This window comes from Polynucleobacter brandtiae (genome assembly GCF_002797575.1).
In the GTDB taxonomy this organism is placed as follows: domain Bacteria; phylum Pseudomonadota; class Gammaproteobacteria; order Burkholderiales; family Burkholderiaceae; genus Polynucleobacter; species Polynucleobacter brandtiae.
Genome location: NZ_PGTX01000006.1, coordinates 1 through 15,390 on the forward strand (window position 1 = coordinate 1; position 15,390 = coordinate 15,390).

Genomic DNA, 15,390 nt, shown 5'->3' on the forward strand with positions numbered 1-15,390 from the left:
GCTTGTGCCAATGGTCAAAAGCTCAAGTGCTTAACCTTGATCGATGAGTTCACCAAGGAGAGTTTGTATATTGATGTAGCCGGCTCAATTAAAGGTAAGCGAGTGGTGCAGATATTAGAAGAAGTGATTGCAAAGCGGGGTTACCCTAAAGTTCTACGAAGTGACAACGGCCCGGAGTTTATTAGTACTATCTTGTTGGAATGGGCTGTAGCCAAAGGTCTACATAACCTACATATTGAACCAGGCAAGCCTTGGCAAAACGGTACTAACGAGAGCTTTAATGGCAAGTTCCGAGATGAATGTTTAGCTTTGAACTGGTTTTACAGCAGGCAGCATGCCAAGGTGATTATTGAAACTTGGCGTAAGCAAATGACCAAAGGAAATCCCTTTAGGGACAATTTAATCAGACCGCACTCCAGTTTGGATTATCAAACCCCGCTAGAGTTCGTATCTGAATGGCGCAATAACTTAAACCCTGGAGCCCATGTTTCTAAATGAAAATGGTCCGAAGAAACCAGACAGGTCAGAGACTTGTTAACTAGGTAGAAACGGAAAATGGTAGATTTCAATTCAGCATTACAAGCGAGTAGTTACTGCACAATTGCTAGCTTAACTTCAGATTAGGGTTTGGGCGACCTGAATAAATTTAATCCTGGCTGTTTGGTGTCCGGTCGAACCGACACCATTTGATCAGTTCTGCTAAGTCATTTTATAAAATTATAATTAGCCTTTAATATCTAGTTCAGGCCACAGTGACAATAAGAATAAAATTAATTTAAGTAATGATGTTTCTTATAGCATTGCATCTATGCATTTATCGATAAGACTGATATACCGATGGTTTGCCGTTTAATGCAATCAAGAGCACATCGTATGGATCTTTTCTACCCTTATATTCGGGGCTATCCATGCCTGGAGAGCCTACTGGCATTGCTGGAACTGTAAGTCCAATAGCCTTGGGCTTTTCTGACAACAGCCGCTTAATTTCTTTTGCTGGCACATGTCCTTCAATCGCATAGCCGCCAATCAAAGCGGTATGACAAGAACCAAACTGAATGGGCATGCCTAACTTCTTTCTGATTTCATCGTTGCCATCTGTGTGCACTTTAATCACAAAACCATTTACCTCCATGTAATTAGCCCAATCCTGACAACAGCCACAAGTGGGGCTCTTCCACATCTCAACCACTTGCTTTTGGGGTACAGCAAAACTCCACGCAGGCAGTAAAGCTAAACCAAGGCAAAGAACTCTTCGTTGCGTATTTAATACTTGATATTTTTGAATCATGACTTTCTCCAGGCTGAAAGCGTCCCTAGGGGCAGCTTTGTATATTTCTTTAAGATTATTCACTACCTTCGTTAATTAAATTAGTGATGTATAACTTTCCGTTGTTTTTCGTTGCAGTAAATTTAATTTTATCGCCAGGCTTTACACCTTGAGTTATTGATTTATTTTTTGCAATATAGACCATGGTCATGGGCGGCATATCCAGGCTTTTAATCACCTCATGACGAATAGTTATTTGATTCGTTTCTAAATTCACTTTTTTTACCTGACCATTTGTATATTCATTAGTGGCTTGCTGTTGATCATGTGCCATATTTCCGTGACCCATTTCGGCCATTCCGTGAGACTGCATGTTACTTTGCGCAAAAGAAGTACTTGATAAAACAATTAATGCTGTGATTACAACGTGATGCATCCGTTTCATAAAATTTCCCTTTTAAGTTAATGACCAGAATGGCCGGTAGGTTTGATAATTTTTACTTCTACATCTTTTTTTGAACTAGTAATTTTTGCGCTAATTGATTTAGCATTAGGCTCTTGCACCGCCTTTGGTAATGGCCCTGTATATGCTGATGCCACAGTTCCTGCTGGATGCTTATACCAACCTGGATCTTGATAGTCACCTGGCTTTTGATCTTTACGAACCTTTAAAACACTGAACATACCACCCATCTCAACCGATCCAAATGGGCCAGTCCCGGTCATCATGGGAGCTGTATTGTCAGGGATGGGCATTTCCATATCAGTCATATCTGCCATACCTCTTTCGCCCATCACCATATAGTCAGGAATCAGATTGTTAATTTTTTTACTAATACCCGTATGGTCAACACCAATCATGGTCGGAACATCATGCCCCATTGCATTCATGGTGTGATGGCTTTTATGGCAGTGAAATGCCCAATCACCTTCTTCGTTTGCTATAAATTCAATCTGACGCATTTGTCCTACTGCTATATCGGTTGTCACCTCAGGCCAACGTGCAGATTTTGGTACTGCACCACCATCAGTTCCCGTTACATGAAATTCATGACCATGAAGGTGAATAGGGTGATTTGTCATAGTCAGATTGCCCACTCTTATTCTGACCTTATCATCAAGCGCTACATTTAAAGAATCAATTCCAGGGTAAATTCGACTATTCCAGCTCCACAAGTTGAAATCAAGCATGGTCATTATTTTGGGTGTGTAACTACCTGGATCAATGTTGTAAGCGCTCAATAGAAAGCAAAAATCACGATTAACATCATCAATTAAGGGATTTTTGTCTTTGGGATGAGTAATCCACATACCCATCATTCCCATTGCCATTTGAGCCATTTCATCTGCATGCGGGTGATACATAAAGGTTCCTGGACGACGTGCAATAAATTCATACATATACGTTTTGCCAGGCTGAATACCTGTTTGAGTAAGTCCAGTAACCCCATCCATCCCGTTGGGTAATCTTTGTCCATGCCAATGTACTGATGTGTGCTCTGGCAGCTTGTTCGTGACAAATATTCTGACTCGATCCCCTTCAACTACTTCAATCGTGGGCCCTGGAGATTGCCCGTTATAGCCCCATAGGTGAGCTTTGAACCCACTCGTCATCTCTCTCACAATAGGCTCTGCTACTAAATGAAACTCCTTAACACCATCATTCATCCTCCAAGGAAGCGTCCATCCATTGAGAGTGACTACTGGGTTATAAGGGCGGCCAGTACTAGGAGTTAAGGGCGGCATAGTATTTGCATTACTTTGAGTAATCACTTCGGGAAGACCCGATAATGAATATCGCCCTACTGCTGCAACAGCTACAGCACCTCCAGCAATTCCGGCATATTTAAAAAAATCTCTTCGTGAGCTCATATCTTTTTCCTTATTAGTGTCCAGCGGGGCTTGCCATTACTGCACTTGCACCATTACTTAGAACTTGAAGTGATGTAGGCCTACCAATCAATGATGATTGCAAGGCAGCATCTGCTAGCCAAAATTGCTGTTGAGCATCAATCGCTCCAATGACTGTAGAAACTTGATCTCTTGCATCAGCAAGTAATTCAAAAACCCCAATAATCATGCCGTTGTAACGCAGTTGGCTTTCTTCTGCGATTGCTTTGCGAACAGGCACTACCTCATTACGATAATGTTGAGATACATCATATGAGGTTCGATAAGCAGAATATGTCTGCCTCAGATTTGAGCTTGCATTACGAGTCACAGCCTCTAGTCTATTAAAAGCTGCTAAGGTTTGGGCATTCATAGCATCACGGCTCATATTGCCCCAATCAAAAATAGGCAACCGAATTGCAATTTGATAACCTTGTCTAGGTACGCTTTCACCTGTTGATGAATTAAATCTAGTACCCCTATTAATCGCTAACTCAATATCAGTAAAACTAGTGATTAAATTCAGCCCTTGAGCTTTTGCTGCAGCCTCTAAGGTAGCTTGCGCTAGTCGTATATCTAAACGCTCAACACCTGCTTTTTCTGCAACCCATTCAGTACCCAGTGGTGTTTTAGGGAGTGCCGGTAGTCGATTAGGTAGCTTTAGTTCACTTGCTTGAGACTGACTTAATCCAAGAGCCCGAACCAATTCTTCTTGACGCACAACAGCCACTTGCTTTGTATTGGCAAGCTGGGTTGCAGAATCGGCATAAAAAGCTTGCTGTCTTGCTCTTGTGATTTTATTAAAGTTACCAACAGCTTCCATACGCTTTGCAAGCTCTGCAGCTACTTCTGCGCTACTAAACACTTGCTCGGCATACTTTAATGTCTCCTTAGCAGCTACTGCTCTTACCCAAGACTGGCGCACTAAAGTCACCTGATCAATAATTTCAGAAGTTAAACGAATTTGTGCCTGCTCAATACGTTTATCAGCAACATCTTTTCTTTGAGGCAAGGTAATCAGATCTAGTAACCCAAATACAAACCAACGACTAAACTCAACCTCTGGGCTCGCAACCATTCTTTCAAATACAAAGTATGGATTTGACATACGTCCAGCCTGTGCTGCAGATGCAGCCTCAGACCAGTTTTGTGCAATCAGCGCCTGAACAGCTGGGCTATTAATTAATGCTAGCTGAACTGCTTCACTTTGAGTTAAATTTTTGGATAATAAATCTTGTGCCCTTTGATTTAGTACTTGACGCTCTTGTACTGTTTTAGCTAAAACTACTTGTCCTTTGGTAAATTGACTAGACTCGTCGTTAGTTTTTTTTAAGACTTCATCAATGTTAACGCTAGCACATCCTGAAAGTACGCTTAAAAGCAAGACAGCAATAAAGCGATACTTTTTTTCAAATGGAATGATCATCATTTGACCCTTTCAAGACTTTTACTACTGTTTTGTATTGGTTCCTGAGCCTCTAGTTTTGTAGACTCTCTAGCATAGGCTCGCCATCCACCAATATTCTCAACAACAGCATTTGCCTGATTCCAAGGAGTTATCTTTTGCTCAAGATAGCTTTGATAACCATTAAATGCAGAACTATATTGAGGCGGATTAATCGGTAAGGTCTTAGTGGAACTTGCTTGTAAATCATTTTGAGACCATGCAAATGGAATACCCTCTAAAGCAATTGCTAACAAGATTAGGCTGATTCGCCGTACGCCATAAATCGTAATCATTATTTCTCCAAAAAAAGTAATCCCTGCGTCCGATAAGAAAGCTCAAATTAAATAATTGTTAAAAGATTTAGGGAAGCTATAAAAGCAAAAAATGCCTCTACTCAATAGATTTTTAAGCTCGCTAGATAAAGCCATTTTTGAGAACTGTTTAGTCTCGCCACATGCTTTAGCTTGATCGATAGAGCAAACAATGTTGTAGCAATGACCCAAGTATGATTTTTTTCATACAAAACTCCTAATTTTCTTTATGTAAATTCAATAAGTCCAAATTTCGGACGGACTACTAGATTAAATTTAAGAAACGGGTGGTTTTGCGAGTTGCTGTGAAGGGGCTGACTCTTTTAAGAGAGACATTCCGAAAGGAGCGCCGTTGGGGATAATTCCAAGACTATGAGAGTCTGGCTGATGAGGAATTGCAGCGATACATAAATCACATCCAGCATGACTTTTATTCGAATGACTGGACTGGACATTCTCATCTGTGTGGGCTAATTGATAACTGGAAGAGTGGCTTGATACATGACCCAAATCAGTCATAGCCATCTTTTGTTTAGCGCTATTCTCGAGACCGGCAATAGGCATCACAGCCGCATGAATCAGGCTGGAGAGTAAACTAAAGCAGATGAGAAGGCATAAACGACGCATATTTGTATATTAAGCCTAATTCCATAACCATGCATTACATCGGATAAATTAGCTCAAATGCCGTTTTAAACGACATTACTGAATCAGAGTTACTCTGGATTAATACTTAGATGGTTTCAATGGCGTAGGATACCCCCACCCCACCTACAGTCGGGTCAAACCGACACTTCAAGATCACCCCCACTAACGGATCCGGCTTGATCACAGCTTAAGCCAATCAATTTGGCTATACATTTGGTTTGGAGAGTTTGGTCTGCCCAGCACGATTCGAACGTGCGACCTACGCCTTAGAAGAAATCAGTGCTGCTCAAGTGCCTATGCGAATCAGTAGTTTAGGGGCTTAAATTGAGCAGCGTGTAAAAAACCGTATAACTGAGCCAACAAAGTTAACGTATCCAGTTTTGGGTTCTTCCTAAAAGTGGAATGCCAATATACCCTCTTACTTTCAATATTTTTCCATCATCTGTAGACAATCTCACTTTATAAACCTCCCCATCATCGGGATCCACAATTTCTCCGCCGGACCATTGCCCAGGCTTATCCTTTTTAAGGCCCTTTAAAATGGTCATGCCAATAATTGGCTTGCCCTTGAGATCACCCTTACAGAGTGTGCAATGGGTTTGAAGCATCTCCCCCGGCGTAGTAATCAATTCTGTAACAGTCCCAATCAACTCGCCATTTCTCTCTACAATCAAGATTCGAGAGCTAGGTAGATTTGATTTTTCGTCAATCGTTACCCAAGATCCAAGAGTCATGTCTTGGGCCAGAACATTTGACGAAAGAATTAGGGCACTAAAAGCGCTTATGGCAAGGGCTTTACTGATATGCTGGTTCATCTATTTTTCCTGTGTTGTTCGCAACATCATACCTTTACAGAAAATCACATTCATGACACTCAAAAAGCTGAGACTTGCAACGCGAAAAAGACTGGCTCAGTTGCCTCTTATTTTTTTACTACTTGTTTTTCCCATGCTCTCAAATGCAATGACGCTCGAGGGCTTGGATGAATCTACCACCCTTCCTAATCGCATTGTGGGTGATATTGGTGGCGCCGTCTACTCAACTAACTTAAATATTGGTAGTTACGGGCCGCAAACAGCCGTCTTACCCTATGGGTTTTTTGACTACAAACGGCTTGCTGTCAGAATTGATCAAATCGCCTTTAAAACAATTAAGTTAGGTGCTGGGCATTTGGAAATTGTTGGAAAAGTAGATCCCGATACCTACAAGGTCAAATCTGTTATCAATGGACAAACTATTAATAAAGGCTACCAAGCGCCGATAGGACTAGGAACTTTTCAAGAGACTGATATGGGTATTTTTATGCTGAACCTTTATCATGATTTTGGAAAATCGAGAGGTAACCTCTTAGAGTTCAATTACTTTGGTGAGGTTGAGTTGATTGATCAAATCAAAATCTATCCTCAGCTGGGTATTGAGCAACAATCATCTAGCTACGCTAACTACTACTATGGAATCACTAGCGAGGAAGCCCTGCAAACCGGATACCAAGCCTTTAATGCTAAAACCTCAACAAACCCTTTAGCTGGTTTTTTATTGGAAATACCAGTAGTAGATGATTGGTACCTCAATTTGTATGGCAAGCGCAAGTGGCTAGGAAATGGCGTTGGCAATAGCCCTGTATTAACGAAATCGTTTCAAGATACGGTTTTTGTTGGGCTTGCTTATCGGTTCAAGTAGTTAGCATTAATCAGATAGCCGCGCTCGAATCATTAATTGCTTGGCTTCGTCAGAATATATTTGACTACTTTTTTTCTGTTGAAAAATTTGATCAATAAATTCTACCGTCTCGTTAACTACAATCTCACGCTCATTATCCAAAGTGATGATGTGATAAGAATTTCCCAACCAAATGATCCTGACAGTATCTGAAGCTACTTCTTGTTTTATTAACTCAATCGTTTGTGGACTAACAACGTCATCGTCAATAGAACCAATGAGCAATAACTTAGACTTAATTTCACGTAGGATACTCTTTGTAAAATCTATTAATCTTAGTCCTTGATAAAGATGTTTTGCAGTCAATACAGAAGCCCCTACTTCTGATATTTCTTGCTCTGCTACTTGCCTTGCTACTCTTCGTCGCACCTCAAGATTGCGAAGACCGAAGGGCTCTGATTCTTTATAGTTCCAGCCTTTAATTCCTAGTGTAAATATCAGATGAAGTAGAGGGTAATACCAGGGGATCGTCCAGCCGTCATAAGCTAAAACTGGGGCGAGCGCAACTACTCCAGCACACTTTTGATTTTCACCCTGATACGCCAAGGCTAGCGTAGCGCCCATACTTAAACCAATCAGAGCGATACTTTGATGGTCTTGGGCAAGCAGTTCCACAGCCCCATCCAATTGGATTAACCACTCTTCATAATCGCTGATTCCAGTACCCGCAATGTATCCCTCAATCTTGGGATAGTAGATAGAATGTCCGAGCTCTACTAACTTTCGTGGAATAGAACCCAATTCAAGAGGAGTGCCTTGTAGGCCCGGCAATAAGATGACTGCGCAACCGCTTTTGCCATGAATATACTGATTGCTCAAGAGTTGATTTGCATCTGACATTTATGCTCCTATAATTCAAAATACTAACATTTATCGAGATGCATCAATGCTAATTAAAAATTCACGCGCCTGGTGTAATAGTTCACCCAAAGTGTATTTAGTTGCGTTACTTGGTGTACTGGCAGCTTTTTATATTCGATATAGTCTTCAACTACTTTTGCAGGGCTCATTTCCCATTTTATTTTTTTTGTTCAACACAACAATTATTTGCTACTACTTTGGCTTTCGACCGGCCGTTCTTACTATGGCCATATCAATTCCATTAGCTTTTTATTTTTTTATCCCTCCGTTCAACTCTTTCGATATTGAAGATCCAGTAGACCTGCTTTCGATTCTGATCTATATATCCTTATTTGTCCTTGTCATCTATTTGATTGAAAAGTTACAACGCGAACGCTATAGGGCGCTATTAATAGCTAAGGTATGTGAATCACGCATGGATATCATGGCTAAGCTAAGTAAGAAAAGTAGGGATAAATAAGACTACATTAGCACTATCAATCTTTAAAAACCTTTACTTACAAACTAAGCCCCCACCTCATCTGTAGTCGGGTAAAACCGACACCCTGTGATCAAGCCCAACTTATATTGAGACCCAATCACAGTTAAACCAATGATTACAAAGCTTATTCAATTCGAAGATCTGACCTTCCCAGCACGATTCGAACGTGCGACCTACGCCTTAGAAGGGCGTAAGTTAATGAGGCGCGCGTATTAAACAAAACTGTTGGGCGTACTTTGAATGAGCAAAATACTATGTATAGCCTCTCCCCAAGTAAAGGGGCCTATTTAGGGGGTGGGGGTACCGTGGGGTCTAGATTCCTAGAAATCAACAGGGGGTACCCCAGTAACACTGTTACATTAACCTTATGGATTTTGATAGCTCAGACAATAGTGATGCCAAATACGCTGGCACGATAAAAACTCAGACCTTTAAGCAGTTCCAGCTAGAGCAGCTCATAAAGGACGGCACAGTGATGCCAGCATCTAAGCTAGCAGAAGCTAAGGATCTTGAACTCAAGCGTATAAGAGAGTTTGAGGAGGCTGCGGTAGATGAAGCGCGGCATCAAAGAACGGCAACGCCAGCACCAGAAGACAAGATAGCTAACCTGCCTCTAACTCGGGAAAGGGATGAGGAATAGGGGCTGTGTGGGGAAATTTGTGGTGAAAAGGCAGAAAAGGACCCGAAGGCCCTTTATCTACTTGACAACTTGGCGGAAGAGGCGGGATTCGAACCCGCGGTAGGCTATAAACCTACGCACGCTTTCCAGGCGTGTGACTTAAACCGCTCATCCACCCTTCCGAAGTCTGCAAGTATACGATTATTGAAGTTTGAGAAAGGGTTTCCTGGATAAATATACTTATAGAGGCTGCTTTAGCTGATCCAAAATGGCAGGGTTCTCCAGTGTGGATGTGTCTTGTGTCACCTCTTCACCCTTAGCAATAACACGCAATAAACGACGCATGATCTTGCCCGAGCGTGTTTTAGGTAGGTTATCGCCAAAACGAATATCTTTCGGCTTTGCAATCGGGCCAATTTCTTTACCAACCCAATTACGTAAATCAAGCGCTAACTTTTTCGCCTCATCACCTGTGGGGCGGCCGCCTTTGAGCACAACAAAAGCGCAAATCGCCTCACCCGTTAATTCATCTGGGCGTCCTACTACTGCAGCCTCAGCAACTAATGGATTGGCGACTAAGCAAGATTCGATTTCCATCGTACCCATGCGGTGTCCAGAAACATTTAAGACATCGTCAATACGGCCTGTGATCGTAAAATAGGCATTGTCTTTGTTTCGAATAGCGCCATCACCCGCAAGATATAAAGTCCCACCCAATTCTTCAGGGAAATAAGACTTCACGAAACGATCAGGGTCATTCCAAATCGTGCGGATCATCGAAGGCCATGGACGTTTTACTACCAAAATACCGCCATGGCCATTTGGCACGTCGTGACCTACTTCATCCACAATCGCTGCCATGATTCCCGGTAAAGGTAAGGTGCATGAACCCGGAACCATTGGTGTTGCGCCCGGCAATGGTGAAATCATATGACCACCAGTTTCGGTTTGCCAGAACGTGTCAGCAATCGGGCAGCGTGAGCCACCCACATTTTCGTAATACCACATCCATGCCTCTGGATTAATTGGCTCTCCTACTGAGCCTAGCAGGCGCAGTGAGGATAAGTCATAGCTCTTAGGGTGCACTGCTACATCATTACTAGAGGCTTTAATCAGCGAGCGAATAGCGGTTGGAGCAGTGTAGAAAATAGTCGCTTTATGTTTTTGAATCATGTCCCAAAAACGGCCTGCATTAGGGAATGTTGGCACACCTTCAAAGACAATCTCTGTAGCGCCTACAGCTAAAGGACCATATGTAATATAGGAGTGACCAGTGACCCAGCCAATATCAGCAGTGCACCAGAACACGTCATCATGCTTAATATCAAAGGTCCATTTCATTGTGAGAATAGCCCACAATAAGTAGCCGCCCGTAGAGTGCTGCACGCCTTTTGGTTTACCGGTAGAGCCGGATGTATACAAAATAAATAGTGGGTGTTCAGCACTAACCCACTCTGGCTCACAGACCGCAGATTCATTAGCGACAACTTCATGCATCCAAGAATCACGCCCTGCTGTCATTGGAATATTGCCGCCCGTGCGCTGATAAACAATGACGTTCTTTACTTTTTCACAATCGCCCAAGGCAATCGCTTCATCCACAATCACTTTAAGTGGCAATGCTTTACCGCCACGCAATTGCTCATCAGCAGTAATAACAGCTACCGCACCAACGTCCACAATACGTTCTTGCAATGATTTTGCAGAGAAGCCACCGAACACTACAGAGTGAATTGCACCAATACGAGCACATGCTTGCATTGCCACAACACCCTCAATGGACATCGACATATAAATGATTACGCGATCGCCCGACTGAATGCCCATTTTGCGAAGTGCGTTTGCCATCTTAGAAACGCGATCCAATAAATCTTGGTAAGTCACATTACTGACGGTGCCATCGTCCGCTTCAAAAATAATGGCTTTTTTATCGCCAAGGCCTTTTTCAACATTGAGGTCTAGGCAGTTGTATGAAGCATTGGTTAGACCATCTTCAAACCATTTGTAAAAAGGTGCTGTAGATTCATCTAAAACCGTTGTGAATGGCTTCTTCCAAAAAATATGTTCATTGGCAAGACGCGCCCAGAAGCCGTCATAATCTGTCTCTGCCTCAGCACATAGCTGGTGATAAGCATCCATCCCAGAGATAGCAGCCCCTTTTATAAAGTCTGCTGGTGGGTGAAATACGCGGTTTTCTTGCAATAATTGCTCCATGCGTTACAGCCCTCAAATAAATAATGAATCGTCTTTTTCCACGAAAATAACGCAGAATTAGGGAAATACGTTCCCAACTACTAATAAGATAAGTGAAAACACGTAGCTTTTGCTCTATGGCAAACCCTTAAAATAAGAAAAACTTTACAAAATAAGCCCATCACTATGACCAATATCAAACAAAACGACCTCATTCAGAGCGTTGCCGATGCATTTCAGTTCATCTCTTATTACCATCCTAAGGATTTCATCTCGGCTTTGGGTAAAGCATATGAGCTAGAACAAGGTGCTGCAGCCAAAGATGCTATTGCTCAAATCCTGACCAATAGTCGCATGTGCGCAGAAGGACATCGCCCCATGTGCCAAGACACCGGTATTGCTGTGGTGTTTCTCAAAATTGGCATGAACGTTCAATGGAGTGACGCCACGATGAGCGTTTCCGACATGGTGAACGAAGGTGTTCGCCGTGCTTATATGAATCCTGAAAATCCACTACGCGCCTCAGTACTGGAAGATCCCGCCGGAAAGCGCCGCAATACCGGTGACAATACCCCCGCCGTGATCCATTATGAGATTGTTCCGGGCGATGATGTCGAGGTCATTTGTGCAGCCAAGGGTGGCGGCTCTGAAAATAAAGCCAAGATGGTCATGCTTAATCCCTCTGACTCCATCGTAGATTGGGTAGTGAAAACTGTACCTACAATGGGTGCGGGCTGGTGTCCTCCTGGCATTCTAGGTATTGGTATTGGGGGCACCCCAGAGAAAGCCATGTTGATGGCTAAAGAATCTTTAATGGGCCCTGTAGATATACAAGAATTAATTACTCGCGGCCCTAAAAATCGCGTTGAAGAGCTCCGCTTAGAAATTTTTGAAAAGGTAAATCAACTGGGCATTGGCGCTCAAGGTTTAGGTGGCCTCACAACGGTGTTAGATGTCAAAATTCTGGACTATCCAACCCATGCCGCCTCATTACCTGTGGCCATGATTCCGAACTGCGCAGCCACCCGTCATATCCATTTTCACCTGCATGGTGATGGGCCTGCCAAGTTAGAGATTCCCTCATTAGCAGACTGGCCAGATGTGACTTGGACGCCGGATACTCAAAAATCAAAGCGAGTGAACTTAGATACCCTTACCGCCACAGAAGTGGCCAGCTGGAAAGCAGGCGAAACATTGCTCTTAAACGGCAAAATCTTAACGGGTCGTGATGCAGCACATAAGCGTATTCAGGACATGCTAGCCAAAGGTGAAGCACTCCCAGTCAGCTTTAAGGATAGAGTGATCTACTACGTTGGCCCAGTTGATCCTGTAGGCAACGAAGCTGTCGGTCCAGCGGGCCCAACGACATCGACTCGCATGGATAAATTTACCGAGATGATGCTCTCTCAGACCGGCCTGATCTCGATGATCGGAAAAGCAGAACGTGGACCGGTTGCTATTGAGGCAATCAAAAAACACCAATCTGCTTACCTGATGGCTGTTGGAGGCGCTGCCTACTTAGTATCCAAGGCAATTCAAACAGCGAAGGTCGTTGGCTTTGCTGATTTAGGCATGGAAGCGATTTATGAATTCGATGTCAAAGATATGCCCGTGACAGTGGCGGTCAGCTCTGCTGGCATCTCAATGCATGATATCGGCCCCAAAGAATGGCAAGCGAAGATCGGCAATATCCCGGTCACAATTATTTAAAGCGCAGTTTATTTTTTGGCACTCATTGGGGTTTTTGATTCTGGCGTAGGCGGCCTATCCATTTTGGATGAGGCCCTACTCAGGTTGCCTGAGCATAGCTATATTTATTTAGCCGACTCGCTCTATGCGCCTTATGGAGAAAAAACCAGCGCTTGGATTGCTTCTCGCAGCATGGCACTTTGTCAACACTTAGCTGCACTGGGGTGTGATGTGATTGTTGTTGCCTGTAATACCGCAACGGCACAAGCGATTGCCGATATTCGCTCTAAACTCACGGATACTCCCATCATCGGGGTGGAGCCTGGCATTAAACCGGCAGCGATGCAGTCTTTCAATGGAATCGTAGGGGTCCTAGCTACCGAAGCAACCCTTAATAGTGATAAGTTCAATGCACTGCTGGCAACATTGCCCGAGCACTGCCGCTTTATTAAACAATCCGGGGCTGGCTTAGTCCCCTTAATAGAGGCTGGACAGGCCGATAGCGTAGAAACCATTGCACTGCTGGCTGAGCACCTCAAACCCATTCAGTCGGCGGGTGCCGACACACTGGTTCTGGGGTGCACTCACTACCCTTTTTTAAAAAGGGTGATTCGTCAATTACTCGGGGACACAATCACTTTAGTTGACACTAGTGAAGCGGTAGTCAAGCAACTCAAAAGGCAGATAGATTTACTATTACCCCCTTCACTGCAGCTGATGAATGATGGTAGTACCCAGCATGGCACTGTTGACTTCATTAGCAGTAAAGATGAGGCTGTCCTGCTATCGATGGCAAAAGATTTAATGGCCACGGATTTGACGGTGCATGTGGTCTCCACTGAACATTTGGGCGAGCTTGCATGAGTCCTTTTTTCCAAAAAATAGACGCCTTCCTGCCGTTTAATAAAACAGATCGCATCATTATTGGTTTGGTAATTCTGCTACATGCGTTGTTATTTGCTGATCTCATTCGGCTACCCTCCCATGATCATCGCGATGATCAGAATGACACTAGAGTGATGGCCAATCTCGTTAGCCCAGAAGCCGCTCAACCACCCCAACCTACGCCACCCCAAGCTGCGCCGCCTCCACCCAAGCCAAAGCAAGAGCAAAAGAAAAAAGTGGTGGATGAAAAGTCCACGCAAGCACAAACACCGCCACAACCTCAGGAACAGAAGGCTAACCCAACAACCCCGCAAACATCCAAAAGCGAGTCCCCAACACCCAATGCAGCGGTTGCCCCTGCTACTAATGCAGGATCTAGTGGTACGCCTATTCAGACTGACATTGGTAAACTAGTTGTGGCATATCAGCCAGATGCCGATGCTTACTACCCCTCATTTTCTAAGCGCTCAGGTGAACAAGGGGAGGTCGTAGTCAGGTTGATTATTGATGAGGGAGGTAATGTTGAAGATGTTGCCCTATTGCGTTCTAGTTCATTCCCGCGCCTAGATCGTGCGGCAACTGAAATTGGTCGACGTTATCGTTTTAAGCCATTTATAGTCAATGGTGCAGCTGCCAGAATTTCTACTAACCTGTTAATTAAATTTAATTTAAAGAATTAATCATTATGAATACACCATTTGGCTTAGCAAATCTTTGGCTCGAAGGCGATGCCATTACTCGCTTTGTAGCGATCGCACTACTGACCAGCTCTATTGTTACCTGGGTAATCTTGTTGTCACGCTTTTGGGCTGTACGCAGCCTACAGAAATTGAAACCTGAGCTAGAGCAATTTTGGCGCGCCACATCGTATGAACAAGGTCTTGAGGCATTGACTAACCATGCAGCCAATCCTTACTATCAAATAGCCAAAGCAGCTAGCGCCGCCTCTGCGCACCACCAAAGTCAAGCAAGCAATCATCGCGAGCTGTTGCAGACATTGAACTACTCTGAATGGATGGCACGAAGCCTTAAAAATAGTATTGATGGCGTTACCGCAGGATTCCAAAAGGGATTGACCTTTTTAGGCTCTACCGGAGCAACCGCACCATTTGTCGGCCTATTCGGTACGGTTTGGGGCATCTATCACGCATTAATTGCGATTAGCAGCTCTGGTAGCGCTCAAATTGATCAAGTAGCTGGGCCGATTGGTGAGGCCCTCATCATGACTGCTCTGGGCTTAGCGGTGGCGATTCCTGCAGTGCTGGGATTCAATGCGCTCAATCGTGCCAATAAATTACTGGGCGCTGAACTTAATCGCTTTGGAAATGATTTGCTAGCCTATTTTGTGACTGGCGCCCGCATGAAGTCTGGAGAATAACG

General features: G+C 43.7%; 17 protein-coding genes and 1 tRNA gene. 8 read left to right on the plus strand and 10 right to left on the minus strand.

Features of this window, described 5'->3' with window-relative positions; genetic code table 11:
* The coding region (locus tag B0G85_RS09290) for an integrase core domain-containing protein (protein ID WP_157799293.1) at positions 1-498 on the plus strand (498 nt) is incomplete at its 5' end.
* Between the two features lie 316 nt (positions 499-814).
* Here the strand turns inward: B0G85_RS09290 and B0G85_RS09295 are convergent.
* From B0G85_RS09295 to B0G85_RS09325, 7 genes are all read right to left on the minus strand, one after another.
* On the minus strand, positions 815-1,288 hold the full coding sequence (locus B0G85_RS09295; RefSeq protein WP_100380190.1) for a DUF411 domain-containing protein: 474 nt from the start codon (positions 1,286-1,288) through the stop codon (positions 815-817).
* Between the two features lie 55 nt (positions 1,289-1,343).
* Positions 1,344-1,712 carry a copper-binding protein gene (locus B0G85_RS09300; RefSeq protein WP_100380191.1) on the minus strand — a complete coding sequence of 123 codons (369 nt, stop codon included), beginning with the start codon at positions 1,710-1,712 and terminating at the stop codon, positions 1,344-1,346.
* Positions 1,713-1,729: 17 nt separating this feature from the next.
* Positions 1,730-3,139, minus strand: a complete 1,410-nt coding sequence (locus tag B0G85_RS09305; RefSeq protein ID WP_100380192.1) for a multicopper oxidase family protein — start codon at positions 3,137-3,139, stop codon at positions 1,730-1,732.
* Positions 3,140-3,152: 13 nt separating this feature from the next.
* Complete coding sequence (locus B0G85_RS09310; protein ID WP_100380193.1) at positions 3,153-4,586, minus strand: TolC family protein; 1,434 nt, start codon at positions 4,584-4,586, stop codon at positions 3,153-3,155.
* Entirely contained in the window at positions 4,583-4,897 is a 315-nt protein-coding gene (locus B0G85_RS09315; protein ID WP_100380194.1) for a hypothetical protein, read from the minus strand. The genes B0G85_RS09310 and B0G85_RS09315 overlap by 4 nt, the downstream gene beginning before the upstream one ends.
* A gap of 294 nt (positions 4,898-5,191) precedes the next feature.
* Positions 5,192-5,542 (minus strand): hypothetical protein, encoded by a 351-nt coding sequence (locus B0G85_RS09320; RefSeq protein WP_100380195.1) that lies wholly within the window; start codon positions 5,540-5,542, stop codon positions 5,192-5,194.
* Positions 5,543-5,928: 386 nt separating this feature from the next.
* Positions 5,929-6,378, minus strand: a complete 450-nt coding sequence (locus B0G85_RS09325; RefSeq protein WP_100380283.1) for a DUF2147 domain-containing protein — start codon at positions 6,376-6,378, stop codon at positions 5,929-5,931.
* Positions 6,379-6,511: 133 nt separating this feature from the next.
* Here B0G85_RS09325 and B0G85_RS09330 point away from each other — a divergent pair, with 133 nt between their 5' ends.
* A complete protein-coding gene (locus B0G85_RS09330; RefSeq protein ID WP_198508797.1) occupies positions 6,512-7,243 on the plus strand; it encodes a MipA/OmpV family protein in 732 nt (243 codons plus the stop codon).
* A gap of 6 nt (positions 7,244-7,249) precedes the next feature.
* Here the strand turns inward: B0G85_RS09330 and B0G85_RS09335 are convergent, their stop codons facing one another.
* Positions 7,250-8,122: an alpha/beta hydrolase gene (locus tag B0G85_RS09335; RefSeq protein ID WP_100380197.1), complete on the minus strand. Its 873-nt coding sequence runs from the start codon at positions 8,120-8,122 to the stop codon at positions 7,250-7,252.
* 46 nt (positions 8,123-8,168) lie between these two features.
* Here B0G85_RS09335 and B0G85_RS09340 point away from each other — a divergent pair, with 46 nt between their 5' ends.
* Positions 8,169-8,603: a DUF4118 domain-containing protein gene (locus B0G85_RS09340; RefSeq protein WP_100380198.1), complete on the plus strand. Its 435-nt coding sequence runs from the start codon at positions 8,169-8,171 to the stop codon at positions 8,601-8,603.
* A gap of 388 nt (positions 8,604-8,991) precedes the next feature.
* Positions 8,992-9,264, plus strand: a complete 273-nt coding sequence (locus B0G85_RS09345; RefSeq protein WP_100380199.1) for a hypothetical protein — start codon at positions 8,992-8,994, stop codon at positions 9,262-9,264.
* 70 nt (positions 9,265-9,334) lie between these two features.
* Here B0G85_RS09345 and B0G85_RS09350 read toward each other — a convergent pair.
* Both B0G85_RS09350 and acs read right to left on the minus strand, forming a co-directional pair.
* Positions 9,335-9,425, minus strand: a tRNA-Ser gene (locus B0G85_RS09350).
* Between the two features lie 58 nt (positions 9,426-9,483).
* Positions 9,484-11,457 carry an acetate--CoA ligase gene (gene acs / locus B0G85_RS09355; protein ID WP_100380200.1) on the minus strand — a complete coding sequence of 658 codons (1,974 nt, stop codon included), beginning with the start codon at positions 11,455-11,457 and terminating at the stop codon, positions 9,484-9,486.
* Between the two features lie 165 nt (positions 11,458-11,622).
* Here acs and B0G85_RS09360 point away from each other — a divergent pair, with 165 nt between their 5' ends.
* The 4 genes from B0G85_RS09360 to B0G85_RS09375 are packed head-to-tail and all read left to right on the plus strand — an operon-like array spanning position 11,623 to position 15,388.
* Positions 11,623-13,146 carry a fumarate hydratase gene (locus B0G85_RS09360; RefSeq protein ID WP_100380201.1) on the plus strand — a complete coding sequence of 508 codons (1,524 nt, stop codon included), beginning with the start codon at positions 11,623-11,625 and terminating at the stop codon, positions 13,144-13,146.
* Positions 13,147-13,161: 15 nt separating this feature from the next.
* Positions 13,162-13,989, plus strand: coding sequence for a glutamate racemase (gene murI / locus B0G85_RS09365; RefSeq protein WP_100380202.1), 828 nt, complete (start codon positions 13,162-13,164; stop codon positions 13,987-13,989).
* Positions 13,986-14,690, plus strand: coding sequence for an energy transducer TonB (locus tag B0G85_RS09370; RefSeq protein WP_100380203.1), 705 nt, complete (start codon positions 13,986-13,988; stop codon positions 14,688-14,690). Before murI ends, B0G85_RS09370 begins: the two co-directional genes overlap by 4 nt.
* Positions 14,691-14,695: 5 nt before the next feature.
* The gene (locus B0G85_RS09375) at positions 14,696-15,388 is read left to right on the plus strand and encodes a MotA/TolQ/ExbB proton channel family protein (RefSeq protein ID WP_100380204.1); all 693 of its coding nucleotides are present in this window, start codon (positions 14,696-14,698) and stop codon (positions 15,386-15,388) included.
* Positions 15,389-15,390: the final 2 nt, after the last annotated feature.

Excerpts from the sequence above, each read along its gene's own strand:
- B0G85_RS09295 (WP_100380190.1), bottom strand. The coding sequence starts at position 1,288 with ATGATTCAAAAATATCAAGTATTAAATACGCAACGAAGAGTTCTTTGC.
- B0G85_RS09300 (WP_100380191.1), bottom strand. The coding sequence starts at position 1,712 with ATGAAACGGATGCATCACGTTGTAATCACAGCATTAATTGTTTTATCA.
- B0G85_RS09305 (WP_100380192.1), bottom strand. The coding sequence starts at position 3,139 with ATGAGCTCACGAAGAGATTTTTTTAAATATGCCGGAATTGCTGGAGGT.
- B0G85_RS09310 (WP_100380193.1), bottom strand. The coding sequence starts at position 4,586 with ATGATGATCATTCCATTTGAAAAAAAGTATCGCTTTATTGCTGTCTTG.
- B0G85_RS09315 (WP_100380194.1), bottom strand. The coding sequence starts at position 4,897 with ATGATTACGATTTATGGCGTACGGCGAATCAGCCTAATCTTGTTAGCA.
- B0G85_RS09320 (WP_100380195.1), bottom strand. The coding sequence starts at position 5,542 with ATGCGTCGTTTATGCCTTCTCATCTGCTTTAGTTTACTCTCCAGCCTG.
- B0G85_RS09325 (WP_100380283.1), bottom strand. The coding sequence starts at position 6,378 with ATGAACCAGCATATCAGTAAAGCCCTTGCCATAAGCGCTTTTAGTGCC.
- B0G85_RS09330 (WP_198508797.1), top strand. The coding sequence starts at position 6,512 with ATGCTCTCAAATGCAATGACGCTCGAGGGCTTGGATGAATCTACCACC.
- B0G85_RS09335 (WP_100380197.1), bottom strand. The coding sequence starts at position 8,122 with ATGTCAGATGCAAATCAACTCTTGAGCAATCAGTATATTCATGGCAAA.
- B0G85_RS09340 (WP_100380198.1), top strand. The coding sequence starts at position 8,169 with ATGCTAATTAAAAATTCACGCGCCTGGTGTAATAGTTCACCCAAAGTG.
- B0G85_RS09345 (WP_100380199.1), top strand. The coding sequence starts at position 8,992 with ATGGATTTTGATAGCTCAGACAATAGTGATGCCAAATACGCTGGCACG.
- acs (WP_100380200.1), bottom strand. The coding sequence starts at position 11,457 with ATGGAGCAATTATTGCAAGAAAACCGCGTATTTCACCCACCAGCAGAC.
- B0G85_RS09360 (WP_100380201.1), top strand. The coding sequence starts at position 11,623 with ATGACCAATATCAAACAAAACGACCTCATTCAGAGCGTTGCCGATGCA.
- B0G85_RS09370 (WP_100380203.1), top strand. The coding sequence starts at position 13,986 with ATGAGTCCTTTTTTCCAAAAAATAGACGCCTTCCTGCCGTTTAATAAA.
- B0G85_RS09375 (WP_100380204.1), top strand. The coding sequence starts at position 14,696 with ATGAATACACCATTTGGCTTAGCAAATCTTTGGCTCGAAGGCGATGCC.